Source organism: Halorubrum sp. Atlit-28R, from assembly GCF_003665955.1.
Classification (GTDB): Archaea; Halobacteriota; Halobacteria; order Halobacteriales; family Haloferacaceae; genus Halorubrum; species Halorubrum tropicale.
On the sequence record NZ_QPLS01000010.1, the window covers coordinates 20,220 to 46,958 of the forward strand.

At 52.0% G+C, this 26,739-nt stretch carries 26 protein-coding genes and 1 pseudogene; 13 read left to right on the top strand and 14 right to left on the bottom strand.

All coding sequences use genetic code 11. The features are described from left to right. Positions 1-178: 178 nt before the first annotated feature. On the top strand, positions 179-1,009 hold the full coding sequence (locus DVK06_RS13890) for an IS5 family transposase (RefSeq protein WP_121600707.1): 831 nt from the start codon (positions 179-181) through the stop codon (positions 1,007-1,009). A gap of 949 nt (positions 1,010-1,958) precedes the next feature. On the opposite strand, the gene DVK06_RS13905 is transcribed toward DVK06_RS13890, so the two are convergent. Both DVK06_RS13905 and DVK06_RS13910 read right to left on the bottom strand, forming a co-directional pair. After that, the gene (locus tag DVK06_RS13905) at positions 1,959-2,450 is read right to left on the bottom strand and encodes a hypothetical protein (RefSeq protein ID WP_121600710.1); all 492 of its coding nucleotides are present in this window, start codon (positions 2,448-2,450) and stop codon (positions 1,959-1,961) included. Next, positions 2,447-2,905, bottom strand: a complete 459-nt coding sequence (locus tag DVK06_RS13910; RefSeq protein ID WP_233561736.1) for a hypothetical protein — start codon at positions 2,903-2,905, stop codon at positions 2,447-2,449. Before DVK06_RS13910 ends, DVK06_RS13905 begins: the two co-directional genes overlap by 4 nt. 287 nt (positions 2,906-3,192) lie before the next feature. Here DVK06_RS13910 and DVK06_RS18390 point away from each other — a divergent pair, with 287 nt between their 5' ends. After that, positions 3,193-3,429 (top strand): hypothetical protein, encoded by a 237-nt coding sequence (locus DVK06_RS18390; RefSeq protein ID WP_147438096.1) that lies wholly within the window; start codon positions 3,193-3,195, stop codon positions 3,427-3,429. Between the two features lie 449 nt (positions 3,430-3,878). Here DVK06_RS18390 and DVK06_RS13915 read toward each other — a convergent pair whose 3' ends face one another. The 3 genes and pseudogenes from DVK06_RS13915 to DVK06_RS13925 form a co-directional block, all read right to left on the bottom strand. Next, positions 3,879-4,247, bottom strand: coding sequence for a hypothetical protein (locus DVK06_RS13915; protein WP_121600711.1), 369 nt, complete (start codon positions 4,245-4,247; stop codon positions 3,879-3,881). Between the two features lie 32 nt (positions 4,248-4,279). Further along, positions 4,280-4,351: pseudogene (locus DVK06_RS19805) on the bottom strand (hypothetical protein); the annotation flags it as partial. 168 nt (positions 4,352-4,519) lie between these two features. After that, positions 4,520-5,056, bottom strand: coding sequence for a hypothetical protein (locus DVK06_RS13925; RefSeq protein WP_121600712.1), 537 nt, complete (start codon positions 5,054-5,056; stop codon positions 4,520-4,522). A gap of 297 nt (positions 5,057-5,353) precedes the next feature. Between DVK06_RS13925 and DVK06_RS13930 the strand changes: the two genes are divergently transcribed. Then, positions 5,354-7,081: a transposase gene (locus tag DVK06_RS13930; RefSeq protein ID WP_121600713.1), complete on the top strand. Its 1,728-nt coding sequence runs from the start codon at positions 5,354-5,356 to the stop codon at positions 7,079-7,081. A gap of 444 nt (positions 7,082-7,525) precedes the next feature. Here DVK06_RS13930 and DVK06_RS18395 read toward each other — a convergent pair whose 3' ends face one another. Beyond that, positions 7,526-8,128, bottom strand: a complete 603-nt coding sequence (locus DVK06_RS18395) for a hypothetical protein (protein ID WP_147438097.1) — start codon at positions 8,126-8,128, stop codon at positions 7,526-7,528. A gap of 232 nt (positions 8,129-8,360) precedes the next feature. On the opposite strand from DVK06_RS18395, the gene DVK06_RS13935 reads away from it, so the two are divergent. Further along, on the top strand, positions 8,361-10,124 hold the full coding sequence (locus DVK06_RS13935) for a transposase (protein ID WP_121600714.1): 1,764 nt from the start codon (positions 8,361-8,363) through the stop codon (positions 10,122-10,124). Positions 10,125-10,413: 289 nt separating this feature from the next. On the opposite strand, the gene DVK06_RS13940 is transcribed toward DVK06_RS13935, so the two are convergent. Further along, positions 10,414-11,184 carry a winged helix-turn-helix domain-containing protein gene (locus DVK06_RS13940; protein ID WP_121600715.1) on the bottom strand — a complete coding sequence of 257 codons (771 nt, stop codon included), beginning with the start codon at positions 11,182-11,184 and terminating at the stop codon, positions 10,414-10,416. 232 nt (positions 11,185-11,416) lie between these two features. Here DVK06_RS13940 and DVK06_RS18400 point away from each other — a divergent pair, with 232 nt between their 5' ends. The 3 genes from DVK06_RS18400 to DVK06_RS13950 all read left to right on the top strand — a co-directional run bounded on the left by DVK06_RS18400 (position 11,417) and on the right by DVK06_RS13950 (position 14,651). After that, entirely contained in the window at positions 11,417-12,229 is an 813-nt protein-coding gene (locus DVK06_RS18400) for a hypothetical protein (protein WP_147438098.1), read from the top strand. Between the two features lie 37 nt (positions 12,230-12,266). Next, the gene (locus DVK06_RS18405; RefSeq protein WP_147438099.1) at positions 12,267-12,761 is read left to right on the top strand and encodes a hypothetical protein; all 495 of its coding nucleotides are present in this window, start codon (positions 12,267-12,269) and stop codon (positions 12,759-12,761) included. Between the two features lie 306 nt (positions 12,762-13,067). Then, on the top strand, positions 13,068-14,651 hold the full coding sequence (locus DVK06_RS13950) for a transposase (RefSeq protein WP_121600717.1): 1,584 nt from the start codon (positions 13,068-13,070) through the stop codon (positions 14,649-14,651). A gap of 300 nt (positions 14,652-14,951) precedes the next feature. On the opposite strand, the gene DVK06_RS13955 is transcribed toward DVK06_RS13950, so the two are convergent. Continuing rightward, on the bottom strand, positions 14,952-15,587 hold the full coding sequence (locus DVK06_RS13955; RefSeq protein WP_121600718.1) for an IS6 family transposase: 636 nt from the start codon (positions 15,585-15,587) through the stop codon (positions 14,952-14,954). Positions 15,588-15,786: 199 nt separating this feature from the next. After that, the gene (locus DVK06_RS13960; RefSeq protein WP_121600719.1) at positions 15,787-16,671 is read right to left on the bottom strand and encodes a hypothetical protein; all 885 of its coding nucleotides are present in this window, start codon (positions 16,669-16,671) and stop codon (positions 15,787-15,789) included. 982 nt (positions 16,672-17,653) lie between these two features. Here DVK06_RS13960 and DVK06_RS18410 point away from each other — a divergent pair. Next, a complete protein-coding gene (locus DVK06_RS18410) occupies positions 17,654-18,646 on the top strand; it encodes a hypothetical protein (RefSeq protein ID WP_147438100.1) in 993 nt (330 codons plus the stop codon). Positions 18,647-18,667: 21 nt separating this feature from the next. On the opposite strand, the gene DVK06_RS18415 is transcribed toward DVK06_RS18410, so the two are convergent. Next, positions 18,668-19,024, bottom strand: a complete 357-nt coding sequence (locus tag DVK06_RS18415) for a hypothetical protein (protein ID WP_147438101.1) — start codon at positions 19,022-19,024, stop codon at positions 18,668-18,670. A 231-nt stretch (positions 19,025-19,255) separates the two neighbouring features. On the opposite strand from DVK06_RS18415, the gene DVK06_RS13965 reads away from it, so the two are divergent. The 4 genes from DVK06_RS13965 (at position 19,256) to DVK06_RS13980 (ending at position 23,701) form a co-directional block, all read left to right on the top strand. Next, entirely contained in the window at positions 19,256-20,839 is a 1,584-nt protein-coding gene (locus DVK06_RS13965) for a transposase (protein ID WP_121600720.1), read from the top strand. Positions 20,840-21,327: 488 nt separating this feature from the next. After that, on the top strand, positions 21,328-22,629 hold the full coding sequence (locus tag DVK06_RS13970; protein WP_121600721.1) for a site-specific recombinase: 1,302 nt from the start codon (positions 21,328-21,330) through the stop codon (positions 22,627-22,629). 155 nt (positions 22,630-22,784) lie between these two features. Continuing rightward, positions 22,785-23,093, top strand: coding sequence for a hypothetical protein (locus tag DVK06_RS13975; protein WP_121600722.1), 309 nt, complete (start codon positions 22,785-22,787; stop codon positions 23,091-23,093). A gap of 2 nt (positions 23,094-23,095) precedes the next feature. After that, positions 23,096-23,701, top strand: coding sequence for a hypothetical protein (locus tag DVK06_RS13980; protein ID WP_233561741.1), 606 nt, complete (start codon positions 23,096-23,098; stop codon positions 23,699-23,701). 141 nt (positions 23,702-23,842) lie between these two features. Here DVK06_RS13980 and DVK06_RS13985 read toward each other — a convergent pair whose 3' ends face one another. The 4 genes from DVK06_RS13985 to DVK06_RS14000 all read right to left on the bottom strand — a co-directional run bounded on the left by DVK06_RS13985 (position 23,843) and on the right by DVK06_RS14000 (position 26,189). Then, positions 23,843-24,091, bottom strand: a complete 249-nt coding sequence (locus tag DVK06_RS13985) for a type II toxin-antitoxin system HicA family toxin (protein ID WP_007344151.1) — start codon at positions 24,089-24,091, stop codon at positions 23,843-23,845. A gap of 5 nt (positions 24,092-24,096) precedes the next feature. After that, entirely contained in the window at positions 24,097-24,399 is a 303-nt protein-coding gene (locus tag DVK06_RS13990) for a type II toxin-antitoxin system HicB family antitoxin (RefSeq protein ID WP_121600724.1), read from the bottom strand. Between the two features lie 42 nt (positions 24,400-24,441). After that, positions 24,442-25,746, bottom strand: a complete 1,305-nt coding sequence (locus tag DVK06_RS13995; protein ID WP_121600725.1) for an RNA-guided endonuclease TnpB family protein — start codon at positions 25,744-25,746, stop codon at positions 24,442-24,444. 278 nt (positions 25,747-26,024) lie between these two features. Next, entirely contained in the window at positions 26,025-26,189 is a 165-nt protein-coding gene (locus DVK06_RS14000) for a hypothetical protein (protein WP_233561742.1), read from the bottom strand. A 132-nt stretch (positions 26,190-26,321) separates the two neighbouring features. Between DVK06_RS14000 and DVK06_RS14005 the strand changes: the two genes are divergently transcribed. Next, positions 26,322-26,717: a hypothetical protein gene (locus DVK06_RS14005; RefSeq protein ID WP_121600726.1), complete on the top strand. Its 396-nt coding sequence runs from the start codon at positions 26,322-26,324 to the stop codon at positions 26,715-26,717. Positions 26,718-26,739: the final 22 nt, after the last annotated feature.

Sequence of the window (26,739 nt, forward strand, 5' to 3'; positions counted from 1 at the left end):
TATAGTTAGGAATTACTTAACTTAATACTTACTCATAACTAATAAGTACGTAAGATATGGTGGGGCAGATCATACCATTCTTGATAACAGCCACTTTGAGCGGCTGTGTTGAATCACCATACAGCAGCGGGGTAGGCCACTAAATCAAAGGAGTTGAAGCGGGAAGATTCGGTTGCCTATGACACAAATCTCCCGCTTCATCGGGGAGGTTGTGCCGGTTGCTCAAAGAGTTACTGGCGATGGAGGCGAATCCGCCGCCCCGGACGGTGGCGGCGGATTTGCCGACTATGCACTCGTTTCCCTTCACTGTCTGGGTATTTACCTCGATTCATCGTACCGCATGACTATCGACCTGCTCAAAGAGATGCCACAAATAATTGGGGAGATCGGCCTCAACGCGGCCGATATCTCCGCACCGTCCACGTTGTGTAAGGCGTTCGACCGGATCAGCATGAGCGTCTGTCGAGTGCTGCTGCGCCAGTCGGCGCAGCTGCACGAACTCTCTGAACACGCCGCGATTGACGCCACGTTCTACGACCGCTCACCAGCCAGCCGCCACTACTGCCAGCGAATCAGCTACCGCGTTCAGAAGCTAAAAGTCACAAAACTCGTCGATACAGCGTCTCAAGCCGTCCTTGACGTTCACTGCTCAACGAATCGGGAAGAAAGCGACGTAGACCTTGCTGAGCAGATCGCCCGCCGGAATGCGGGCGATCTGCGGTCTCTCGCCGCGGATAAAGGCTATGACAAGCAATCGCTTCGTGAAGGATTACGCGAGCTCGGGATCAGACCGCTGATCAAGCACCGCATCTTCGCGCCGTACGACCACGCGCACAACGCCAGAATCGACGATAACCGCTACAATCAGCGCTCTATGACGGAAACCGTGAACTCGGCTGTGAAGCGCTCGCTCGGCTTCGCCGTGCGAGCGCGGTCATGGTTCCGTGAGTTCCGCAAAATCGCGCTGATGTGTGTCGTCTATAACATCAAACGCTTCGTCAAACAGTGAATCTCTCCGCCTTACAGCGATTCAACACAGCCATTCCAACCCTAACGCATTGAGCGGAATCATTCGTGTCGGACACCGCTAACGCGGTGTCCTTGTCCTCTTCGACTCGACGGCGACAGCTTGCCAGCATCAACAATCTCCTACAAAAGAGCGTTTGTATTTATTTCAACGAAGGCCGATGCGCCTGTAGCGTGTGTATATGTACCAAATACCTGCGGGTACCGTCAGCAACTGGGCCGTTGGGACGCCAATCGAAACCAGATGTAAGAGCGCAACGCCACCGTAAACAATACGATTAGGAGACCAGCTACAATCACTCCGTCGAACTGCCCTGATATCAAGCCAAAGGCTCACCGAGAACAACGGAATCAACAGTACCACTGCGGTTATGAATGCGACTGTTACAACCAACGAGGCAAGAAACGGACCTGTGAGTAGCTGATTTGCCGGGACCAGCGCAGATGGTGTGCCACGGACCTCGCTCACTAGGTGTAGCGTCGCCCACGCCATCCACGTCAGGCCCAAGGCCACTACTGGGACAGCGACACTGTACCACCACCGAGATATCCGGGCTTGACGATCATCCGGCATGGGTCTGTTTCCAGTAAACAAAAAGATAAGCAGTCGCAACGACAGTCCCCATAATGCTAAACGAAACGACACTACGCCTGAATCCGCCGGTCGCATAACTGGCTGCTGCCGTTCCAAACACCGTGACTGATAGAGCCCCAAGTAAATGATACTGTGGGAACGGTAGATCAACCGCAGTCAAAGCACCGACGGCACCGAGTGCTAGTAGCGCCACCCGCATCGGCCACGACTCCGTACCAAGTAACAAAACCACTAAGATGACTGCTACGATGGTAAGCCCCCCGAGTTTCAATGGATGTGGCGTTTTGATCATATTGACACGCTATAAATTGAGGTCGAAGTGATATAGTTGATGTGATTAGGCCGGGAATGGGAAACCGTCGAAGACGATGATAAGGGCAATGATGACGAGCAAGAAGGCGTAGAGAACCTGCCCAGTCCCTCTGTTAGGATCTTGACCTAGATCTCTGACCACATCTTTAGCGACATCATCCACTGTGTTAATAACAGTGTCGACTGCGGCAGTCGGATCCACGTCTGGGAGGCCAAACCGTGCGCAACCCTCAGCCGTCTCCTCACCGACCCATACTGCGTCGAGATCTTCTTCAACGCCGATCCAGACACTATTCTCAATGAGGACCTCTCCGTCGTCAAGTACCTCGATTGTTTCTTCTTGGTACGTTACATCAACTGATACGAGCGGCGGCGTTGACCCGTTCTGACAATCACGCGGTTCACCGATGTTTCCTTCGATACTACCTGTCTGGACGCAAAGTTTTGTTCCTTCTGGTGTCGGCGCACAAAGGTCGAACGGTAAGCTGCCTGGGATGGGGAAAGGTAGCGAGCTCATGTCGAATCACCCCCGTTCTCTTCGAGCACGTTTTCAGTGACGGTTTTGTGGTCGAGTTTTTTATACGACGGAGGTATCTTCAACTTATACCGTACGAAATCTTTTACATATTCAATACGGTTGCCTTCTTTCCAGCGTGGCTCGAAAACTCCACCATTAGCGTCATCGGTAATCCTGTAAACGGATTCCGGAACGTCATTAACCGTTTCGGCTCCATCAGCGATATATAACTGGATTCCATCACCAAACGCAGCAGTTACGACTGCAATCCGATTCTGATTCGGATGGGGCTGCGCGCCGGCAGCAAAGACTTCGACTGGGTGATCCTCATACATCCCGAGATCACTCACCTCAGGATATGTGGCCTGTTTTGCAGTTCCAACTCCAGGTACTACGCCAGCCAGTACACCTGAACCAACCAACTGTAACAACCGTCTTCGGCGTGGTTTTGTCATGATTGCGTCACCTCATGTTGATGTTGACTGTTCTAGTATTCATTCTGTTTATTCGGAAAATAACGAATTACTCGGCTTTTAACGAGGAGTAACTACCCCTTACTACAGTCTCGCCTTTTATCTATACTGAACAAAACTCCCACCGCCAACTTGGCGCTTCGATTGATTACGAGAAGTTTCTCGGTGACCTAACAACTGAGGTTATTACGTCCGCTCTGGGAGCTATTCTCGGAGGACTGGCTGCTTCTATTCCGGGTGCCGCACTCGGTTCAGTCCTTGGAGGACTCGTGGGGTTCGCAATTGATGAGTTCAAAGACATGACGAATATTAGATCGGCTTACCGTGATATCGACAAATGTGCCTTTGGGATCTGTGAAGCTGCGATCCAGCCGCTGGCGAGTGGCATCTGGATGGATGAAGATACAGACATGCTCACCTACGGTTCGGACCCGCCGCTTCTCCATCTTGAAGATGCGTTCCCACCACCGGTCGGATATGAAGAGGTTGTAACGATCAGCTCGTAGAGCGGCGCCAGAAAACTTATAATATTTTGTAAAAAAACTCAATCTAATGATTGGACAATTAGTCGAAGACTACAAAAGAGAGTATCGCGAGTCAAGTGGTGATTTCGACAACCGTATCGTAGGATACGGCCTGATCGGACTCACTATTCTTGCTGTGAATGCGATAGTTGTGACACTCGGTCAAGATGCTCTTGGACTCTCTGACTCGGTAGTGTTTCTCTTAATCCTCATTGTCGGCGTGTCACTCCCGTTTATATTGTGGTATCCGCTCCGAAAGGTTGGGCTGTAACGAGAGAGTGTTAATAGACATCGATCAAGCACTCCGGATCTCACCAAAGTTCCTCTGTTGAACCCCTCTATATGACGCAGTATGAAACAGTCGGTCGCTGAATAGTGCGTATCGACCAGCCGTTCCGCTCATTATTCTAAAGAAACTGTGTTGCCTGCGGTTAAGCCGTCTGTGTGCCAGTGAGTCGTTCGATGGCGGCGTCAGAAAGGACGGCGAGGGCCAGGAGAGCTGTGCCGAGGGCGACGAAGAGCGGTCCCCAGACGACGCCGGGGGTGAGGGCGAGGTGTTCGTAGAAGGCGTAGGCGACGGCGAGGATACAGGGCGCGGTGACGGTGGCGAGGATGATGTCGACGGGGTCGCGGGTGACACCGGCGCGCACGAGGACGGCGGCGACGAGAACGAGGGGGCTGAGAAGGATGGCAGTCGCGGGTGGAGGTTCGATGCTGGAGAGAACAGCGGCGAACGGGACGAGCAGGGCGATGGCGGCGAGAACGCGTGGGAGGGCACGGACGGTGCGTTCGCGGTTCATACGCGGAGGTCTTTCGGGCGGGGAGTTAGGTGTTACTCCGCATAGCGTTCGTCCGCTTCGATGCGCCCGTCAAGGTGGTTCTCGAAGGAGACGACCGGGAATTCGTCGGCGTCGGAGTACGCGCAGAAGAGATTGTACGCATAGTTGAAGTCAAGGAGTCAGATGCTGTCGCGCTCGCCCATCGGAATCAGCGAACGGGGGTTGTCGGCGAAGTCTCGTCCTTTATCGAACAATAGGAAGGCCGTCTGTACTTAGCGTTCAGGAGTTTGTTTTCATTCACTATTCTCTTCGGATTGGTCGTCTGTAATGGGCTCGAGGGATTCTTCCATCCGTTCGAAATGAGCTTCACGGAGTGCTTCCTCTGACGGCTCTTTCTGCACGACAGACGTACCCTCAGGCAGCTCTACGTCCTCATCCACCATTGGATCTACGTCGACTACCATTTTGCGAATCTCCAGATCCCGATTGATTTTCCCAACCAGCTGTTCGAACGCCGTCTCACGTTCCTGCCGAATCCGTCGGAGCTCTCGGGCCTTCCGCTCGAACTCCGTCTGTACTGCCCAATCATACACGCGACGCCCGAGGATCGTGAGCTCATACCGCTTCTCTGTCCCATGCTCGGTCGGCCTGTGACTCACCGTGAACACGTCGCGCTCAACACCTTCCGAGAGCCGCGAGGACACTGTCGATCCACTTACCGAAACCGCGTCGACGAGTGCGTTGAACGTCGCTGTTCCCGTCCCGATCTCCGTGATAAATTCCGCCGCTCCCTTCTTGCGAAGAAACGATTCGAGTTCGTCCAAGCCCATTATGTCTCCCTGTTCTTGGCCCACTACTATAAATCCAAGCGATATTCTATTCATACTGATTCTTGACTCACATCGAATTGTAGCCACAATCAATTCTCCAAGTACAGCACGCATACCTCTTCATATGTCTCCCACTACAAGCCAAGAGCAGACACTCGGAATTAATGCACAATCAAGTTTTCACTCTATTCTATACTGATATTCGCTCCTTCACAGCAGACGCTTCTACACCCTATCACTCCAGTATCTGGCCGACCGCAGCCCAGAAACAGAGCAGGTTGTCCCGGAGGTGGCTCAATGTCGACTGACCCGTCGGCTGTCGCTGAGTCAATCATTGTTCACGCGGAGACGCTCTGTGAGCGGGAAGACCATCTCTGGGACGTCATCCGGAAACTCTCAATTCCCGTCGCCAATCTCGAGGATGCCCGCGATCAGAATCGCGTTGACTTCGGGACTGACGAGATGTTCCGTACGCTCTTGTTCAAGGGGATTCGAGGTGTCTCACAGAACGAATTAGCGCAGCGACTTGGCCGGGAGCCAAGCTTGGTCAAGAGCTTCCACCTCGATATTACCGATCTCTCGAATACGCCCACTCAACAAGAGCTTTCGTACGCGCACGCGCAGTTCAGCGAGGACACTCAAAAAAGCCTGAATCGGACGGTTGCTGGTATCCGGGAAGTTGCTCTCGACAACGATGTCCTCACGGAAGGCCTCGTTCCATCAGTCCCAGACACTGAGGAGGAGTCACAAAGTGCGAACGAGTACAAGAAGGAGAAGGCCCAGAAGACCCTGACACTCGCTCGAAAACACGTCCTTCCGGAGTTCGACACCCGTCGAGCGGCCCACAAAAAATACTCCGACGAGGTAATGCTGGACATGTTCGCGAGCATCTGTGCGAACAACGGCAGTGCTCATTCAGAAGCCGAGTACGGCTGGCTCACCGACGACGACCTTATCTGCGACGACTCGACCTTCTTACGGGCAATTAAGAAGATCGCGACACCCGAAGACTCGGACGACCAGCTCACGTTCGCGGATTTCGAGGATGATGATTCGATGCCCGGAATCGATCGAATTCGAGATTCCGTTATGACAGCATTCAATGCTGCCACAGAGAACGTCGTCAACTCGATTCGCGGAGACGATCCGTTTGACTCTCGGGAGACCGTTGCAGCGATCGACATCACGCACGAGCAGTTCCACGTCTGGCCGTGGGAGGACAAAGAAGCGGGTATCGCGAAGCCGGACTACCCGAAGATGGTGAGCGGGTACAAGAAGGACGGCGAGTACAAACGCGGCTACAAGTACGCGACAATCACCTTAGTCGGGGATCACGCACCGATTGTCCTCGGCATTGAACCGGTTAAAGAGAACTCTGCGTGGGAGCCCGACGACTCGCCATCGTATTCGAAGGCTGACCTGGTGAGTCGGTTACTTGACCGCGCAGAGCAGTTCGTCGATTTGGACACGGTAATGTTCGATCGTGGATTCTACGCCAATCGCGTGTACGCAGATGTTCACGAACGCGGGCTTACGTATCTCTCTCCAGTGCCGACGTACGAGGATGACTTGGCGGCGATTCAGAATATACAGGAGCATCCGACTGCAGACGCAGCTGTCAAGCACGGCGTTCCGTTTAGAACCGACGGCGAGGTACATCACGAGGGTGAGTACCTGTACGCGCCGAGCACGAGTGACGATGCTGACGGGAAGTACGCGGTATTCGTGACGAATGAAGACCGCGTTGAACCAGCGGAGATTAGGAGTATCGTGAACGGATACAGTCAGCGCTGGGATATCGAGAACCAGTACAAGTCGATCAAGAGTTTCATGCCGAAGACCTCGTCGACGGACTACCGACTTCGGTTGTGTAACTTTGCGCTGTCGACGCTGATTTACAATCTGTGGCGACTCACAGACTATCTGATCAAGGTCGCGCTCGACGAGCCGATCCGGTCGCCACCAGAGATCACGGCGAAGACGTTTGTTCGAGCATTGGGTGACTTCCTACGGGAAGTCGGGTAACACTTTTTCCACTCAGAGTTCATCAACTCAATAGCGGCTGCTTTATCGGTTTTTGCGGATTTTCGCACTTTCTATCATCTAAGATACTAATTTTTAGTTATTAATCAGATCTCGGTCAGTTTTCGCACCGAATTTGGAGTCACCAGCACGGGAATTTCCCAGTTTCATTTGTAGGTTTATAAGCACGCTAAGAATGTGCGGGACGGTGCGGAATCTGTTAGAATGCTTCGTTGAAGAGCAGTCGGTCGAACGCGTGAAGCACGCGACCGGTACAGTGACGTATCGGTGAGTAGAGTAGTTCTCTCGATCAACAGCTCGTCCGAGGTTGCAGTAATACCGTATTAATTCTGCTACTGCGAGTCACCAAGAATCATCGTTTGAGGTACTATTGTTTCACGTTCTCTAGGAATAGCAGCGTTCCATCGAGTCAACAAAGCCAGAAATCTATGTATCGTTGTTATACGGTAGTGTCGGATGATCTTCGTGGTCGGGTTCTGGAGGGTAGTGTATAATACGCCATAACCAGACATCCTTGTGATCGATATTTTTGAGTGGCTCAACTGACTGCTGCTGGAGGGCTTCTTTAACCGGTTCTGGATAGGATGAAAAGGGGGGTATCATATCTTCTCCTCGCGCCTCGAACTTCGTTAGTAAGCTATCCACGCGAACATCACTCTCAAGTACCCAATCTAACCACTCTGTTTCGTCACCGACCTGTTGAGCGTATTTGTCTGACAAATCGTTGTAGTTCTTAATCGCGTTAACATATTCTGAATATGCGTCATCTAGTCCTAATTCTACCATTCCCCAGTAACAGATCTCTCCAGCTGGTGTGAGTTTGTTAGTGAAGCTCGTTCCTATATCTGAAACAGCTTCTGCCTTGATCAATCCCATATTGCGAGCCTCTTCGACCCGGTTAGACACCGTATCATGGCTTACTGCTACTTGAGATACTATTTTTTTGAATCGGGCGTTCTCAGGACCAATTGCGAGAATCAACCCAATTGCGCCATCTCTCTTAAAAAATTCCGCGATTTGATTAGTCATCAGGTAGGTCGTAGAGGGACATCAACTAAGATTTTGATTCTGCTCAGAATCTGAGTGATATCTGGTTTAGAATTGGCTCACCAGCCGAGCGGTATCAGAGGTGGAGTCTACTCAGCGAATTCTACTTATTTGGCAGCCAGACCTCGCGTCATACGTGTATTTGTTTCCGGAAACGACACCCATACACTTTACTCAGATTCTGAGCTACTATTCAACAAAATAATATTTTACTATGACTCTCCCAGATACCCCCTCCTCCCCGGTCACAGGCCTTGGAAAGCAAGCAGATGAGATCATCGACGAAGAGACAGAATGGATAGATTTCGTTGATGAGTTTGACACCGACCGATTTGAACGACGAGACAGATATCCAGATTGGCACACTGCCACACCGTTTCCACAAATGTTTCTCGCATACGTGTGGGCGAAAGCCGAAGATGTCTCCTTGACGACGATCCCGGACCAACTTGAAGCAAATCCAGAGTTGGCCACTGCTATGGGTTTTGACCTCGACGATCTTCCCTCAGAAAGCACGTTCAAGCCAACGCGATTAGATGGAGGACGATTCGAAGAACTTCAGTCACCCGTGGAACGGGGAGTGAAAGAGATTCGAACACTTGCTGCTGAACGAGGCGCACCAATCGGGAATGATCTTCTCAAAACAGCGGACGACGAAGACAAACAGTCGCTATCAAATCGAACCGTCCAACGCTTGCTGCGAAAGAAGGGACAAGAGGTGCTTAATGAGCTGAAATCAGTAGCCATCCCCTCAATCTCACTCTCCCGATCAGATGATGCGATCTACGACGACGATGAATTACTCGTCTTAGAAGCAATCGCGTCGATCAAGCAGCAGGCGGCGCACGGTTCAGGGCAGAAGCTGGGTGACATGAAAAATCCAGATCCCGCTGTTGATGACCCGTTCTACGAGGACGGCCCATCTGGAGAGACGCTGTTGGAAGCCCTCAAACAGATGTCCGTCGATGAGATTGCGACCGTGCTGAATTTCGCCTTGCGAAAGACCTACACGCGCGCAAAGCCCCGGCTCAGGGAACTCGAACACGATAACGGCTCACGGTTTGGAACTCGGGCGAAAGTCGCGCTGGACATCACGTATGTTGCCTACTATGGCGATCGCGACGAGATGAAATGGGTCCAGGGCGCGCCAGAGGGAAAGGGATACACCTGGTGTCACAAGTTTGCGACGGTCGTGATCGTCGGCGAGAACACTCACTATGTCGTCGGGGTGTGTCCGCTTGGGAGTACAGACTACGCCGCGACAGACGCCTATCCCGGCAAGGGTAATTCCTACTATATCGGGGATGTTGCACGGCGACTTCTCTCGATCGCCGAAGACTATGTCGACATCAGGATGGTGTATGCCGATCGGGAATTCCACGCTGTGGACGTCATTCAGACGCTTACCGACAAGGGATTGGACTACGTGATCCCTGCTCAGAAAGATCAGCATCGAATTGGACCGATGTGTGACCGGTTTGACCAAGTGAAGCAGGGGTATCACGAACCGAACGACACCCCGCTGTATGTCGAGGAGGATTTCGTCATGCACGGTGTAGTGAAGGGTGGCGTCTCAAACCACACGGTACATACGACCGTTGCCGTGTTACCCCCAGCGGAAGATGATGATGTCCATGAAGAGGGATCGCCACAGCCGTTTATCACCAGTCTCGATGTGAGTGACGAGGTCGCACTCGATCGGCGCTGGGCGAAAAAGCAGATTGAACAGTACAGTGACCGCGGAGCGATCGAGAACTCGTACTCGTCGATCAAGAACGCAGCAGCGTGGACTACCTCGAAGGAGTTCGGAGTGCGGTGGTTCCATTTCGCCTTCGGGTGTGTAGTCTACAATATGTGGTTGTTAGTCGATTTCCTCACACAGGAGCGCATTGGAGTCATTAAAACCCGGAAGAAGCCACGGATAACGCTCAGCCGGTTTCTTGATTGGCTGGACAAAGAGCTGATCACACTCATTTAGAACTCGGTCTGGGCTAGCCCTTCGCGAGAGGCATCACTCTTTGCTGAGGTAGATTTCGACCGATAAGTTTGTTTAGTATAATAATTCTGTCTCTATGATAGCTATTAGAGCGTAATCGCGGCTATTTCTATCGGGTACTGGTACGAATAGAGTCGATCCCGTGAACGTTTTGACCGGCATTCGCAACTCCACAATCTCGGAGGATGTGTTTGATGCGTGCCTTCTATTCGAGAGAACATATCCTGAATAGATACTTGATAGCTGATCTCTCGCTTATTTAGCCGCGACCTCAGAGGAAGACTGGTTCTGCGTCCTGTTTTAAGCGCTCATACTGTTCTACCGCCCAATCAAGTGCATCTGTGGTGTCATTCAACAGAATCCCACGCAGACCCCGGTCCGTGAAGATGATAATACCTGCCTCAGTCGAATCGACGACCCAGAGTCCAAAATTGAATGGGATCGGCGCAGTGTGAAGACGTACGTTCTCGTCGTTCGGTATTTCATCTGTAGGAGTTGGAAACGTAGTACGGCTGCGCTCGAACACGTCAGGTGGGATGAGTACTTCAAGTGAGTAATCTTCATCACTGCTCACACGTCCGTAGAATTCATCGGAGAAGCCAGTAACGATGACAGGTGTCGCCATGAGTATCACATGCCCGCCTTCAACGCTGTCAAGCAGTGTTTGCATGACTGCATCTGGCATCGACGGGTCGGTCTCGTAGACATCTGCTCCGATAATAAATTCGCAACCGACTGGACTTCCAGAAGGTAGTTCGGTGAGCAATGGTGCTGCCTCGGCGAGGCTGTCTATCTGGTCGAGATACGCTTCTCGTGCCTCGAAACTACATCGTCCGAGATGCGTAGGCTTCCACACTCCATCTTCGTACGTCGCGAGGTTAGCGTCAGCGAGTTCGCGGAGCGCGCGGTCGAGCGTAGATCGAGAACCATCCAACTCGTCTTCAAGATCACACTTTGGACGGGGCTGGTCGATAAGAGCACGGAGGTACGAGCTCCGCTTGTCGAGTAGAGTGTCATGGGCGTCACCACAATGGAGGGTCATGTAAAATACGATCTATTGGATGGTCTTAATTTTTTATGCTGTCACACTATCCTAATTATATCATTACGTGAGGGAAGACTCGCAGTGTGGAAATAGAGCCACATCGTGGGGTAGGTGGGTATAGACTGAGGTAGGGTAGCAGCTAATGGGGGTGGCTCTAATTCCCTGAAAATTTTGTCAATCGATGAAATAAATACAAATGCTGACTCTATGGTAAATGTGGTGTACCCACATGCCAGACGATAACCAAGAAGACCACGACATCGACGAAGAAGGCCTTGACATCGATCAGTACGAAGACGATCTGAATGAACAGATGAATGATGGTGGTGGCTGTAATGAAGCCTGGTCATCACTCACAGAAATACGTAATAATACCGAGTCAAAAGTAAATAGACGCTCCACTATAAAAACAGTTCTTGCTACTCTCGGCATTGGGGTTGTTGGAACGCCCGGTTTGACTGAGCCCGCAGCAGCTACCTCCGAAAACTCTGATTCATTGAATGTCCAAAGAGTAGTCGAATCTAAAGAAGAAGACAAAATAATATTTGAAAAAGTTTCTAGTAACCCAGATTTCCAAAAAATACATCGTCATTTGATTGATCGTGGTTTTGATCGAACCTCTGTTAAATCATATGAAAGTATTTCAGAATCGGAGGATTTTAACACAATATGTGTAAAATATGAACAAAAGTCAAAAACAGCAAGTATTCTGTGGACTGATTGGGACGAGTTTGATACCAGAGGTCTAGTACAATCAGAGACAAATATACATACTATAACTGTTCCGGATGATTTGTCTGAGGATACAGAAAACGATGTAGAAGTGTCGCCTAGTGTTGATCTTCCAGATATACCTGGCTGCCCAGGCACAGATTATTCATGTCTTCAGACCACTATTATCGTTAATGGTATCCCTGCAACAGCATGTTCTACTTGTCTGGCAGATATAGCTACAGGAAACGATACAGGAGCATGTACCACATGCCTTAATTCACTGGGTCCCGGAATTGCTCAACCCTGTACAATTTGTACTGGTGAATAACTAAATACGATTCGTATACTAGAATAACAATACAATAATGGAAAAGAATGACGAAAACAGTCGTGAGAATTCGAGGCATCAGGTGGTTGGGCAGAAACGCGATATGCTCTTGGAAAGTGTCTACGATACCACAAAATTCGCAGATCTCGACAAGAAGATACGCGAACGAGGATACGAAGAGACAGAATCCATCGTTCAGCGTGGCATACGTCCGGAAGATCCATTTGACTTCTATCAACTTATACGCCACTATACTAACGAGGACAACCAAGCGATAGCCACGTGGATCGGCCTAGACCCAGAAAAAGTCGACAGCGGTGAGGTATCGTATGATATGATAGAGGAGTTGGATGAGATTCAGGACCTAGAAAGGGATACACAGGAACTATACCCGGTCATAGTTGCTTTTCTGAATGATGAGGGAATCGCGTTTCGAGCAACTAGTACTGGTATTGAAGAAGATGAGTTAGATAACAGCATTCTTCGAAATTCGCTCAAAGAATCATTCCAGACATCCAGAAAGGAAGAATAGGACCTGACCGGACGGTAGATGGTAGGCAAAACTGACCAATACGTATCATCTATCAAAGTGTCCACATCAATCTGATCTTCTTAGGTGACCACCTAGTGTCCGTGTAGAGTGGTAACGCGGCAGCCACATCTGGAAGTAGGTGACGATCAGTTAACTGATCTTCGAGAGAACTATTCCATGCTCTGTTGAATTATAATCTACATCTAAACAGGACTCGACATTCACACTTAAAGATTTGATTTCATCAGCTTTCTCAACTAATGTGTGACCACTTCTAACGATGACTCTCCTATTGAGAATCCTCAAATGCGCGATGTGTGTGAAGCGTACCGACTAGGTGTCGACATCCGAAACCAGCTTGATGAATCTGATCTCGTCACTGCGTTCGAGAATCTTGAGTACTCGATAGACGCGATTGAAGACGGATATCCAGCGTGGCATCCCGCGCCACTTTCCTTTCGCGCGATGGTCTTCTCGTTCGTGTTCATGGAGATAACGGGTGACTCGTACGCCGACTTCAGTCGACGACTTTCCCGACAACCAGAGGTGGCCACGATTCTCGGCTTCAGCCGAGTGCCCGACGAATCGGCGTTCTCGCGGGCATGGCGGAACCGATTCGACGACGCGATCCACGAATACGTCCACGCTGCCGCCCACTTCGTTGTCAAAGAGGTCCACGATCGTAACATCTCAGCGCCGGAGGTGCGACCTAAGACAGAGATAGTCGACGATACGCAAGAAGATACAGGCCCAATAGAAGACGAATCCTTCTCACAGGAGGAGATTGTCCAGACCACGCGCCTCGCGCGTGATCACGCCTACGGACACTTCGACTCTGGTCGGGCGTCGAACGCCTCATACGAGGACACACAATTCTTTGAACTACAGACGTTCATGGGGATGGTTCGGTGCGGAACCGCGCAGGGAGCGACTCGCTTCCAATACCGGCGCGGAAAGGACTATGGACCCCACGGCGACACACACCTCCGCGCTGTCAAACAGTTCGATCCCGAAGAGCTCGTGAACGGATTCAATGAGACAACGGATCGCTTGCTCTCCGTGATCGCCTCGGAGACATCCTTTCGGAGACCAGTTACCGCTGCGATCGATATCACGACCATTCCCTACTACGGGGATGTCGAAGAGATGCCGATGGTCAGTGGAACCAAGGATAGAGACGGTCGAGCGTTCAAATTTGCGACGCTTTCGATCATCGGACAGAACATTCCGCTGATCTTAGCTGTCGAGCCGGTCCGAGAGAGCTCTGAGTGGGATGAGAACCCGTCGAATCAGATCCATCGTACTGTGCGACGGATCGTTCGACGAGCGAAAGAGCATGTTCCAATCGAGACAGTGCTGTGTGATCGAGAGTTTGACTCGATACAAGTTTTCCAGACACTCTCAAACCTCGATGTGAACTACCTCATTCCGAAGCGGGTCTCCAGCTCCGAACGGGAGGTACTCGAACAAATGGAGGAAGACGACCAAGAGGTGGCTGTTGAGTCGGCTTCTGTCCACGTGGAATCTGGATCGCATCCAATGCGACTCCTGTACGTGCCGTCGACGAGTGGGGAGGGAACGGCCGTCTTCGCGACGAATCTCCGAGTCGGTCCCGAGGAAGCCGAGACGTTCTGTCAGCGTTACAGCCGCCGGTGGCAGATCGAAAGTGAGTACAAATCGATCAAAGGTGACTTTCTCGCGAAAACTTCCTCGAAAGACTACCGTGTTCGCCTATTCTACTTCGTGTTCGCGGTCCTCTTGTACAATATCTGGCGGCTGACCGACTTCCTGCTGAAAGCAGGTGTCGACGGCGAGATGGACTACTCACCTGTGATTACTGCGGGCGAGTGTGTTGAGCTCGTTGCCTCGGCGTTGATCCCGCACGACTAATCGGCTGAGCTCTCGCTGGGTCCGCCGCTCAAGAGTGACAACCGTATTCAGCAGCGCCAAAATCCACGCAATTTCGTACGCTCGTCCGGTAGTTCGAGAGTAAAGATTCAAAATCGATCCCCGACCGCTGAGAATCACCACGACTTGATGGCGATTCGATCCAAAACTAGCCTATCCTCCGAAACTGTGGCAACTCCCACAATCTCGGAGGATGGATCTGATGCGTGCCTTCTGTTCGATCCATCTGTTCTGAATTAAAATAGAGGCCAATATCTCTTGTCGCTATGTTCTTGGTAGTGTTCAGATAAGCTGATTCCATGCGAAAGCGAACGATCTCAGCCACTCGTCAGCAGTTTCTGCTTTGGTATTGCTGAAACAGTTTGAGAAACAGATAGTTCGACGTTTTATTTCACGAAAGACACGTTCGACACTGTTCCGATTTCCATGTCGTTCGTATCTGAAATCGAGGTCATGTTTGCGACAGGCTCGCTGAAGTGAAGCTGATCCATCTACGAGAACAGTTGCGTCATCCATGTCGTGTTTGTCACAGAGATCAGCGAAAAACCGATCTGCGAGAGCGTTATTCGTCGTCGGTTCAAGCTGTGTATGAAGCAGATCGTTCGTTTTCGGATCGACAGCAGCGTACAGCCAATATTGTTCACCATCAAGCCGAATCACAGTCTCATCAACCGCAACGTGATTCGGGCTCCGACCAGATTCCGGCTGTAGATCGGCCTTATGAACCCAGTTATGAACGGTGGATCGAACTCTTTCAACACCGAATACCTCAAGAAACGAAACAGTATTCGAAAGCGATAGTCCTGCTAAATGAAGCTGAATACTGAGCTTCATCAACAGCCGCGGTGTTGCTTCTCGCTCCACAAATTCTAAGTTGATATCGTCCAAACTGACGCCGAGGCGGTCGTTTTCGGGCATAGATCACTTTGAAAACGCACCGCCTCACCTTTCAATCCTTATCTGAACACCGCCATGTTCTTACTGCGGATACTGACTGATCATACTCGCGAACAAACGAGGTGTGAATCGCTCACACTTCGGGTAATCCTTCTGTCAGATCTGGCTACCGTCGAACATAAATTCTGTCAGGAACTCCAGAACGGCTCTTGAGTTGACCTCAGACCTCACTAAGAGGCTGCTCAAAGAGCCGCTCTCCTGTTTCATCACAGAAAATCGTGATGACCTCATGAGACGAACAACAGGATTCGACTGTCTCTTGATTCATGCTTACTGGTCCACTCCCACCAGGACACTGCTCAAGGAAAAGCCGAAGCCCGTTGAGAATTTGCCCTCGTTGTGCCGGAGCTAGGGTACCCCATTGAGTGGACCAAGTGTCGAGGACGCTTGCAGCTCCAACGTCAGCAAGAAGTGCCCCTTGTGACGGCCACTGACCAAGAGTTCCCGAGGCCGATACTAATGTCCATGCGTCGCCGTACTGTTCGATCCCGAACTCCTCAGCATCTCTCTCAACCCCAAGGACAGAACCTGCCTCGGAAGCTTCCAGGTCTTTATCGGCCAATTCTGCGATTTTATCATCCCATTCTGTCCTGAACTCGGCAACGAGACAGAGATCATCTTGATCCTCACACGGCTCAAGAATGCCCTCAGCTAAGAGATAATCATGGAGATCGATATCCTCAGTCTCCTCTAGGGGATCAGCAGTCGGTGTCTTTGACGAGGTTCCGTCTACATTACGGCTGGATTCAGACTGCCTACCTATGCCACTTCGTGTCTCAAATTGTGGTTCCTTGCCAAACCACTGAAGTACCTCAGGGGGAAGGTAATGCTTTGTTAGCTCTGGAGTTTCAGGTATGAGATATCCTCGAAAATAGATTAATCCAATTGAGACAAGGAGAATTACATATCCTCCGATACGTGATTTGCGGGCGACGATAGAAGAAAATAAGCCTGCTAATACAAGATTGAGGACGGTACAAGGCGTACACCGGTTATCGCCAGTGTATTCTGGTTGGTGAAGCGTGTTTACGAAGTCGACTTTCATCAAATAAACATTAGATTAATACCATATATTATTTTTGTTCTCGGACTAGCAAGGTTAACATAAGTATATATCTTCGTTGATGCGCAACGCGTTAATGTTAGAATTTGTAGTAGTGACGCGCATTGATTTGTATCCTGTCAGTATAAACTGGCTGGCAGCCACTCAGAATGGGATAGGCGCCAATGTCTACTTTTTATCCTGCCAGTTGAGGTTCAATTGTCAAGTAACTGATGCGGCAGTTGGTGAATGTAATAACGTACAAACTGTTCAAGCTTTTCTCGATGCGTGCGCGAAGACTAGCGGTGAAGTCATAATAATTGGAGAATCAGTCGAATTTTTGCCAGAGGCATAGTGTTGTTATGGTTATTTATAACCAGTTAGTAAGAGTTTGTTTGAGCATCGGATTCGTTAACATAATAGGCAACTGTTCCTGATTAGTTCCAAATAAAATCCCGACACACAGTAGTATAGAATTAACTTAGAAGTCTGATAACTGTCCAAGCTGACCACAATAATAGCCAAGCAGTAGACACAATAATGAGATAAAATTGAACGTTCCTACTAAGTTGTTCAACCCCCACATTCTGCTCAGATTGGTATTGGCGTACCACATATATTACTAGTAGAGTAACCAATAACAGAATCCAAAAATCGACTGGCTGGAGAGATACCGAAAGGATAGCTAATACAATATGGATTAAGCCAAGTATAATCGCCCAAACAGAAAGTCCAAGTATGAGTGTCGGCCTCTTCATACGTACATTTTTTGTTTCCTCTACTAATATTTCTTTTGGATGTCTTGGATAATACCCCATAGTAAGCAGAGATTTTAGCTATATAGATACTTTCTAAACAGGTACTTGACCATAATTGGTATCAGTTATTATATTTCCAATAAAAAATAAAATAATAGCAGTACTTGTTTTCCAAAAGTACAGTTGGTGATAAAGACTTTATACTATAGTGCCATTAATTCCAATCGATGTCTGATAAAAATCAGACTAAACTTCCGAATCGGCGAAGCGTGCTTCGAAAAACCGCAGGAGCCACAGCTGGCCTAGCTTCCTTCACTGGTCCAGTAGCAGCTTGGACATCAGAAAAGACAGCTAGTACGGCTGATATCGAACGGATTCCAGAGGTTCAGTCGATCATCTCAGAGCTTAATCTTGAGATTAAAGAAGAGGAAGTTGCTAAGGTGAAAACCTACGAACCAGGCCAATTTAAACTCTCGATGACGACTGTTTCCTTCGAATCGGGTAAGCTTCGGGTTGGAAAGTTGAACAAGAACACAAGTGCAGTTTTCACATTCTCTGATAAAGACGAAGATCTACCCAAGGAGTACCAGGATATTCCAAGCACAAGTGAGGCGAGCCTGTTTGGGCGAGAAGATAGAGTTGTGTTCCGTAGAACAGCAACAGATGATGAGGCGAGGCAGGTTCGAAATGCTGTTGAACTTGATCCGGATGTGGATACAACTATCTATACTGAAGGTGAATCAGACGCGTTCTTTGTAGATGCCGTTGAACTCCCTGAAAAGTTTGATGACTACTCGGAATTCACGCGGGCAACAGATACGAATATAGAAAATATAGAATATACTCGATATAATGTTAAACCACAAGATATGACGGCCAAAGATATGAAATCGCAGGAGGTAAATTTCACTACTGCGAAAGTGTCTACGGAGTCTCTAAATCCGATTGATGCTGCACAAGATGCTATTGGTAATGTAAGTGATGCTGCCGACGATTGTGGAGCCGAAATTTCCGGTTGTGTTGGAGCAATGGCCGTTTCACGGGTAGTTTGTAACATTTGTCTTCCGGCGTGTATCGGTGGGCCAACTGGTTTCGGCGCTGTAGTCTGTGTTGGGTGCGCACTTGGTGCTTGTTCCAACTTTGCTGCCCCGATCCTTCCAGGGTCCTGTGTGGGACCAGGAGGCGCCCTTGATTGTCTCGATTCGAATGGATATATTTGATCCATAGGTTGTGGTGATTTATTAATAGCGCTGACTTGACCTGCCGGAATCCGTTGTTGGTGTATTATTATGAAACGTACACACATTCACCATTATATAATCTATACGTATATCATCTAAACCTAATTCTATCATCATCCAGTAGTAGATATCGCCAGATGGAGTCAATTCGTTGGTGAAGCTAGTTCCAATACCGGAGATATGCTCCGTTCTGATCAATCCGATATTACGAGCCTCGTCGACTCGATTGGATACTGTATCATGGCTTACTGGCACTTGAGGTGCCACTTTTTTGAACCGTGCGCTTTCAGGGGCAATTGCGAGAATCAATCCGATTACACCATCTCCGCTAAAGGTTTCCCCGATCTGGTTGACCATCAGCTGTATGATACAGAGATATTGACTAAGATTTGAGTCTACTCAGAATCTGAGTCGAGTCTATTTCGGATTCGGCTCATCCGCTGAGAGATATCAGAGATAGAGCGTACTCAGCGAATTCTGCTTATTTGGCAGCAATCCCTCGTGCCGTACTTCAACCCGTTTCCGGAAACATCCACACGTTTTATTCAGATCCGGGGTTATTATCCATGATAATAATGGATTTCTTGTATGCGCTTACTATGTGAGGCTTACAAACTTGGTATCACCATTCGAAATAACCTCAAGGAGACCGCTCTCGTCACCACGTTCGATAACCTCGATCACTCGATAGACGCGATTGAAGACGGGTATCCAGCGTGGCATCCTGCGCCACTTTCCTTTCGCGCGATGGTCCTCTCGTTCGTGTTCATGGAGATAACGGGTGACTCGTATGCCGAGTTCTCTCGACGACTTACCCGACAACCAGAGGTGGTCACGATTCTCGGCTTCAACCGAGTGCCCGACGAATCGGCGTTCTCGCGGGCATGGCGGAACCGATTCGACGATGCGATCCACGAATACGTCCACGCTGTCGCCCACTTCGTTGTTAAAGAGGTCCACGATCGCGGCATTTCAGCGCCCGAGGTTCGGCCAAAGGCAGAGATCCTCAACGATACTGAGGAAGCCGCAGACTCAGTAGAAGACGAATCCTTCTCACAGGAGGAGATTGTTCAGACGACGCGCCTCGCGCGTGATCACGCTTTCAGACACTTTGACTCTGATCGGGCGTCGAACGCCTTGTACGAAGACACGCAATTTTTCGAGTTACAGACATTCATGGGAATGGTTCGGTGCGGAGCCACGCAGGGAGCTACTCGCTTTCAGTACCGGCGTGGCGAGGACTATGGCCCGCATGGCGATACCCACCTTCGCACCGTCAAGCAGTTCGAGCCTGACGAGCTCGTCGACGGCTTCAACGAGACAACGGATCGCTTGGTTTCCGTGATCGCCTCTGAATCCTCCTTCCGCCGTCCAGTCACTGCGGCGATCGACATCACCACCATTCCCTATTATGGAGATGTCGAGGAGATGCCGATGGTCAGCGGGACCAAGGCCAGAGATGGTCGAGCGTTCAAATTTGCGACGCTTTCGATCATCGGGCAGAACATCCCGCTGATTTTGGCTGTCGAGCCGGTTCGAGAGAGTTCTGAGTGGGATGAGAACCCTTCGAATCAGATCCATCGTACTTTGCGACGGCTCGTTCGACGAGCGAAAGAACACGTTCCAATCGAGACAGTGCTGTGTGATCGAGAGTTTGATTCGATACAAGTGTTTCAGACGCTCTCAAACCTTGATGTGAACTACCTCATTCCGAAGCGAGTCTCCAGCTCCGAACGGGATGTACTCAAACAAATGGAGGAAGACGACCAAGAGGTGGCTGTTGAGTCGGCTTCTATCCATGTGCAATCTGGATCTCATCCAATGCGGCTCCTGTACGTGCCGTCGACGAGTGGGGAGGGAACGGCCGTCTTCGCGACGAATCTCCGAGTGGGACCCGATGAGGCCGAGGCGTTCTGTAAACGGTATAGTCGCCGGTGGCAAATCGAGAGCGAGTACAAATCGATCAAGGGCGACTTTCTCGCCAAGACCTCCTCGAAAGACTACCGCGTTCGCCTGTTCTACTTCGTGTTTGCCGTACTCTTGTACAATATCTGGCGGCTCACCGATTTCCTGCTGAAAGCGGACGTTGACGGTGAGATGAACTACGCACCTGTGATTACTGCGGGTGAGTGTGTTGAGCTCGTTGCCTCGTCGTTGATTCCACACGACTAACCGGCTGGTCCCCCACTAAGTCCGCCGTTTGGGAGTGACAACACTAATCAGGAGCGGTAGAATCCACGAAATTTCGCACGTTCGTCCGGTAGATGCGACCAGTAGGGATCCAAATCAGGACTGGTCGGTGAGAAAAATCACGAATTAATCCTAATTCGGCCTGAAACTGGCTTATCCTCCGAACCTGTGAACTCCACGGGACCAATTGTGTATAGCGACATGCGATTTAAGTTTGGCCTCGTTCGGAGTAGAATCTCTCTCGCGGCCGAAATCAGCCGATAATCTCACAGAACCATCAATATCCAGCCGAATACAGTACTTTGTCTTAGTTGAGTAAGACAGAGTAAACTCTTAGTGACCCCTACCCGTGGCCCCAAACGAGGCAGATTCAGAATCATGGCCGACGCTTCCACCGACGCACGCTCCAGCCCGATCGTCGCTGCTGGAGCGGCGTTCCGACGGCACAACCCCCACACTTTGGAGGTCCAATGACGGGCCGACGCTCCGTCGAGACCGCGATCGACGACACGTTCACGAAGTATCTCACTGACAAGGGCAAAGGCGACGCCGGCGGGCAGGGCGCGTACCGAACTGACGCCGAGCGCGAGCTCCAGCGATTCCGGCGCTGGTGTCTCGGTCGAACGGCGGACTCGGCGAACGCCTCGCCGCCCGAGTCGTGGTCGGGCGTCGTCGACGGCGACACCGTCCGGTTCGCTGACCTCGACACGACGGTGTTCTCGGACTACGCACGGTACCTCTCGACCGCTGGGTACGCCGCCGGGACCGTGCTCACCTACTACGCGCACGTCGCGTCGTGGTGCGGGTGGGCGCACGCACAGGGATACATCCCGCGCCACTACGCCCGGGAGTCGGACGCAGAGGACCCGCTCCCCGATAATGACGGCCGACGTCCAGGCGACCAGCAGGCGTGGGAGCCGATCCACCGTGACCTGATTACGCAGTTCGTCGACCGGCAGGTCTCCGAGGCGTTCGACGCGCTCGGCGCGATCGAGGTCTCCCACGCCGACCGGGGCGACCCGGAGAGCGAGGCGTGGCAGGCCAAACAGCGCGCCCGGTTAGAGGCGTACCAGCGGTGTCGCGAGCAGGCGCTCGTGTACGTCGTCGCCTACACGGGCCTGCGCGGGTCGGAGTTCCTTTCGGCGCCGAAGGAGGACCGCGAGGGTCGCAACGGGATCCGGTGGCGTGACGTGTCGTTCGCGGACAGCAGCGTCACCGTGTTCCGGAAGAGTCGCGAGTGGAAGGAGGCGTCACTCCCCGGGCCCGTCATCGGACCGTTGAAGCGGTACGCCGAGGTGCTAGATGTTCCGGATTCGTGGCCGGTGTTCACGACGCTCCACCGCCCGTCGCTCGCTCACCACGTCACCGACGGGCTGGCCGACGCCGGCCTCGACGAGGCCGCGATCGAGCGCGTCCGCAGCGGGTCGCCCGACCTGATCGTCGCCGCCGAACACGAGCTCGACGCGCCGAAGCCGCTCACCACCGACGGCGCTCGGTCGATCATGGAGCGTCTCTGGACGCACGAGAAGCTCGCCGAGCGTCGCGACGAACTCGACCTCTCACTCGACGGGGACTATCTCGAACTTCACGGCGGACGCCGGGGCGTCGGGGAGGTACTCGTCCGGCAGTTCGGCTATGCCGCAGCGGCGCGGTACCTCGACAACAGCGAGGAGCAGGTTCGGGAGGCGTACCAGCACATCGAGGCGGCCGAACGCGCCGACATGGCGACCGAAGCGTTCTCACAGACGGACAACCGCGTGAATGAGCGGTAAGACCCGGATCTCTTCGATAGTAGCCAGTGGTCTTGTTCAAATTCATTTCTTCAGAGAGGTTCTCACTTGAACCAGTCGTTGATCGCTGTGAGTTTGTACTGACATGGATGACCTGTCACAACAGCTATTACCGTGGAAATAGAATACAAAGTAAGATGGCCACAAACAACGACAAAATCCAGTTCCGGGGAGAAACTGAAAAAGAGGCGACTCAGATTGTCGATCAGATGCGTCTTGGTGGGATCAACATTAGTGAGCTTGCTCGGCAGGGTCTTCAAGAGAAACTCCGAGAAGTCCTCTCAGACGAGGAGAAGATCACCCTCCACCAGCGATACAAGCAGGGAGAGCTTTCTGAGGAAGTTGCGGAGATTCTTCTTGGTGATGCTTTGGAAGAAATTGAGCGGGAGCGGGAATCCTTTGAGGAGGCTGCAGACCTTGATACGAGTGGCGTTTTCCAGCAGTGAAGATGGCGGAGGATAATGTACGCCATCCAGTTATCGTTGATACAGACGCACTAATTGCTGTCGCGAACACGGATCTCTGGTCTCGAATTACCGACAATATACAGCTGACGACGACTAACGTGTGTTATCACGAACTCAACCGCCACGTTCGGGAGATGTCTGAGTACGCACCCGAAGGGACGAGAGAGCGGTGGGTCCACGACGGGAGTAAGAGGGCACTTGAGCCGTTCGACGACAAGGATGTGCCGTTTACGACGGTTCCGTGTGTCCCTCGACCGCACGGAGAGGATGCGGGGGAGAAGTCCGTGAAGATGGAAATTGAGCAGAATACAGAGCTGTATCGGTTCGCTATTTTGATGGATGCGCACGGGCGTCAGGCTATCAATCGAGCGTTCGGTGACGCAGAAGAGACGACTGGGAAGGCAGTTGCTCCCACGTTTTTGCTGTATCTGTTGCTAGACGACGGAGGGTGTACTGTAGCGGAGTTTTGTCAGGCCTGTGGCGAGATGCTTCGAGGGGAAGGTTGGACAGGGTATCAAGCAATTCAGGCAGCGTGGGAGGCGATCCCGGTCGATTGCTCGCAGTATCTCCCGGACAGTCTATCCTGAGCGATCCGTGAGTTCTCTGTATTGAACGAACCGAGTCAAAAATATCATATTTTGAGAAGTTCAACAGGTCCTAAGTACTGGACCAGTAGACCGGTCCGGGAATACAATCCAATATCTTCGGGGGATTAGCTGAGTAGCGTATCAGCACTGCTGCTCGATCCACTGACACCACTTCTCGAAGTCCTCCGCCCCGGACTGCTCTGCGATGTTGCGCAACGTGCCAATTCGGATCCGGTCGTGTTGCGGTACGGAGACCACGCGGACATCATCGTCGTTTGTCGGGTGCTCGTACCGCAGCTTGACGTGGCTACCAGTTCGGTCAACAATGACGAAGCGGTTTTTCGTGAGTGCTTTGACGACATCGCGCCCGGAGAAATCGCGTGACGCCATCCAATTTACTGCATAAAGTCAGGGAGGCCATCGTGCTCATCACGAGCCTGCGCTACCTCATCCGGATCGATACCGAGTTCCTCGAGTACTTTCTCCTCTTCCTCCCGAGTATCGATCGACTCGCCGATCTCACCCTTGTGAAGTGCGACTGCCTCGTCGAGGTTGTCGAGGGCATCCTGCCTCGTCTCACCTTGGCTCGCAACACCTGTCTCCTCGTCACGGGCAACCCACCAGCCGTCGTCCGCCTGGGTAAGCGTGATGGTTCGCCCACCATGAGGATCGTCGTTCGTACTCGTTTCAGTGCTCATTATCAGCGTATTACCTGAGTAGTGTGATAAGCATTCGGCCGGTCAGTGACCCACGACTGAAGTCGTGGGCTTGTCAGTGGACTCCCCTTCTGCCGCCGAATCGACGGTGGCGGTAAATCCGCCGTTCAGGTTCAGCGTCCCTGACATCAGCGCACACTGACAGGGTGCGCCTCCACTCGAAGACGTCTGCCCCGAGTGGAGACGTTTGAGAAGTTTCCGAGCAATATTCTTGCTCGCGTTGTAGTCCGCGTTCAGTTCGTACTCGCACTTTTGACACACGAACTGGTGTTTCGATCGCCGGTTCGTCTCGTGCGTAAATCCGCACTTCGAACACCGCTGGCTCGTGTACGCGGGACTCACCTGCTCGACCTCGATACCGAGCATTTCGGCTTTGTATTCGACGTACTCGTACAAGCGGCGGAACGCCCACGCGTGAAATCGCTTCGCACCAGCCATTCGCTCGCGTATATCTGTCAAATTCTCGAACGCGACGTGGGTACAGCCGTGGTCGCGAGCTTCGTCGAGAATCTGGTTCGAGGCGCGATGGAGTTCGTCCTGTATCCAGCGGTGTTCTCGATCGTCCATCGACTGAATCGACAGGTGTGCCGACCGCGTGCCCGCCTGTTGCATCGACCCGCGGGTCTTCTCGAACTCTCGGCGTCGATGGTTCATCTCGTCGGCATTCCCGATGAACGCGCCTGTCGACGTCACGGCGAGCGAGCCGTCCACGTTCAGATCGACGCCAAGGACTGTTCTGTGCTTGGCGTCTTCAGAAGCAGTTGTGGACTGCTTGTGTTCGTCGTGTTCGGTGCGGCGCATTCGCGCGTGGAGGTAGAATGAGTCGGTCAAGCGGTCGTACTGGAGCGTTGACATCCGGAACTCGTAGTCCTCGTTCAGTAGGTACTCACCAATCGGTGTTCCCGTGGGATCGTCAGGAATCACGTACTCACACTCGACACGTCCGTTCACCGTTGAAAGGGACACGTGGTCGCGGTGGAACGTCGCGCTGCGCTTGTCGTAGACGACGCTCCACGCGTCGAACTGTGGTTGGCTAGTGGTCTCGCCTTTCTTGAATCGGGCGACACCGCTTTTCGTGGCCTCGATGGCGCGTCGAATCCCTTTCTGAACGAGATTCGCCGTCAACTCTGTCTCATCTCGGAGTTGTTCGTAGAGCGCGTTCTCGGCTTGTTGTTTCGAGGTGACACAGTACTCGTTCGGGTGTCTCCACGCCCATTCCGCGGTCGTGTTCGCACAGTGGAGAAACTGATCTTTCGTCTGATGGAGGTCGTCGCACCGCCCGCCGGGCACGTCGAGTTTGACTTTGACGGTCCGAATCACATCCCCCATCTGTATCTCACATTTTGATCTATTTATTTATAAATCCCACGGCTGGTGGTGAGGAGTCAGGTTGCTATCGCTCGTGGTTCGTGACGAGTATTGTCGGATTCCTCCCACGGCTGAAGCCGTGGGCTTCCTCCTTGTTCCTCTGTGAATCTCCAAAACGCAGGCCATCGATAGTGGCCGCCATGGAGTCGAGTTGAGTTGTTTTCGAGAACAAGACCGTCAGTCAGTGGATCACCTGTAGCTGCTTCTCAGTGGACCGAAACCGCGTCAAAGCAGTAGCACTACTCGTCGACGTCGACGACAGTCGCTTCCTCGGGGGGAGCGATCTCGATCTCGGCGGCACCGCGCTCAATCTCCTCGGGCGTTCTCCCCTCAGCCTCGGCGAGCAGCGCGGTGAGCTCCTCGTCCGAAATGATGTCGACGTCGGCAAGGGCTTCGAGGCTCATGTCTTACTCTACGCGTTGTGAAGGGTTAAACCAGGGTGATGGTTCACCACCGTCTGACCACGACGGCGGCCGGCCTGGTAACCCGAGCACGCTGTTCGACGCACAATCGAAGTCCCAGACACTACAACAATCGTGACCCGAACACTCCACGTCCAGATCAAGTCCGCGGATCGTAGCGGCCTCGAGGAGCGGCTCGAAGCAATCGACGCCGGCGACGATGTCGAACCCAGCGAGCCAACGCTGTCGACCGAAGACCTCGAGACGTTCGGTCGCGTCTTTCGGTCGACCAACCTCGAACTGCTCGAAGCCATCGTTGAGCACGAGCCAGAGAGCATCCGAGAACTCGCTCGCCTTGTCGGCCGGAACCCACCGGAAGTCCTCGACAACGTGAACGAGCTCGCCGACTACGGACTCCTCGAGTTCGAAGAGAACGGCAGCGCAAAGCGCCCCGTCGTGTGGTACGACGAGATCGACGCGGACCTCCCACTCACATCGGCGTCGGGACCCGAGCGCAAGGCGAACGACTGAGCGCTGAGATACCGATAGCTGG

Bases quoted from the DNA above. Each gene is read 5' to 3' on its own strand.
- DVK06_RS13890 (WP_121600707.1), top strand. From the start codon at position 179: ATGACACAAATCTCCCGCTTCATCGGGGAGGTTGTGCCGGTTGCTCAA.
- DVK06_RS13905 (WP_121600710.1), bottom strand. From the start codon at position 2,450: ATGAGCTCGCTACCTTTCCCCATCCCAGGCAGCTTACCGTTCGACCTT.
- DVK06_RS13910 (WP_233561736.1), bottom strand. From the start codon at position 2,905: ATGACAAAACCACGCCGAAGACGGTTGTTACAGTTGGTTGGTTCAGGT.
- DVK06_RS13915 (WP_121600711.1), bottom strand. From the start codon at position 4,247: ATGAACCGCGAACGCACCGTCCGTGCCCTCCCACGCGTTCTCGCCGCC.
- DVK06_RS13925 (WP_121600712.1), bottom strand. From the start codon at position 5,056: ATGGGCTTGGACGAACTCGAATCGTTTCTTCGCAAGAAGGGAGCGGCG.
- DVK06_RS13930 (WP_121600713.1), top strand. From the start codon at position 5,354: ATGTCGACTGACCCGTCGGCTGTCGCTGAGTCAATCATTGTTCACGCG.
- DVK06_RS18395 (WP_147438097.1), bottom strand. From the start codon at position 8,128: ATGACTAATCAAATCGCGGAATTTTTTAAGAGAGATGGCGCAATTGGG.
- DVK06_RS13935 (WP_121600714.1), top strand. From the start codon at position 8,361: ATGACTCTCCCAGATACCCCCTCCTCCCCGGTCACAGGCCTTGGAAAG.
- DVK06_RS13940 (WP_121600715.1), bottom strand. From the start codon at position 11,184: ATGACCCTCCATTGTGGTGACGCCCATGACACTCTACTCGACAAGCGG.
- DVK06_RS18400 (WP_147438098.1), top strand. From the start codon at position 11,417: ATGCCAGACGATAACCAAGAAGACCACGACATCGACGAAGAAGGCCTT.
- DVK06_RS18405 (WP_147438099.1), top strand. From the start codon at position 12,267: ATGGAAAAGAATGACGAAAACAGTCGTGAGAATTCGAGGCATCAGGTG.
- DVK06_RS13950 (WP_121600717.1), top strand. From the start codon at position 13,068: ATGCGCGATGTGTGTGAAGCGTACCGACTAGGTGTCGACATCCGAAAC.
- DVK06_RS13955 (WP_121600718.1), bottom strand. From the start codon at position 15,587: ATGCCCGAAAACGACCGCCTCGGCGTCAGTTTGGACGATATCAACTTA.
- DVK06_RS13960 (WP_121600719.1), bottom strand. From the start codon at position 16,671: ATGAAAGTCGACTTCGTAAACACGCTTCACCAACCAGAATACACTGGC.
- DVK06_RS18410 (WP_147438100.1), top strand. From the start codon at position 17,654: ATGTCTGATAAAAATCAGACTAAACTTCCGAATCGGCGAAGCGTGCTT.
- DVK06_RS18415 (WP_147438101.1), bottom strand. From the start codon at position 19,024: ATGGTCAACCAGATCGGGGAAACCTTTAGCGGAGATGGTGTAATCGGA.
- DVK06_RS13965 (WP_121600720.1), top strand. From the start codon at position 19,256: ATGCGCTTACTATGTGAGGCTTACAAACTTGGTATCACCATTCGAAAT.
- DVK06_RS13970 (WP_121600721.1), top strand. From the start codon at position 21,328: ATGACGGGCCGACGCTCCGTCGAGACCGCGATCGACGACACGTTCACG.
- DVK06_RS13975 (WP_121600722.1), top strand. From the start codon at position 22,785: ATGGCCACAAACAACGACAAAATCCAGTTCCGGGGAGAAACTGAAAAA.
- DVK06_RS13980 (WP_233561741.1), top strand. From the start codon at position 23,096: ATGGCGGAGGATAATGTACGCCATCCAGTTATCGTTGATACAGACGCA.
- DVK06_RS13985 (WP_007344151.1), bottom strand. From the start codon at position 24,091: ATGGCGTCACGCGATTTCTCCGGGCGCGATGTCGTCAAAGCACTCACG.
- DVK06_RS13990 (WP_121600724.1), bottom strand. From the start codon at position 24,399: ATGAGCACTGAAACGAGTACGAACGACGATCCTCATGGTGGGCGAACC.
- DVK06_RS13995 (WP_121600725.1), bottom strand. From the start codon at position 25,746: ATGGGGGATGTGATTCGGACCGTCAAAGTCAAACTCGACGTGCCCGGC.
- DVK06_RS14000 (WP_233561742.1), bottom strand. From the start codon at position 26,189: ATGAGCCTCGAAGCCCTTGCCGACGTCGACATCATTTCGGACGAGGAG.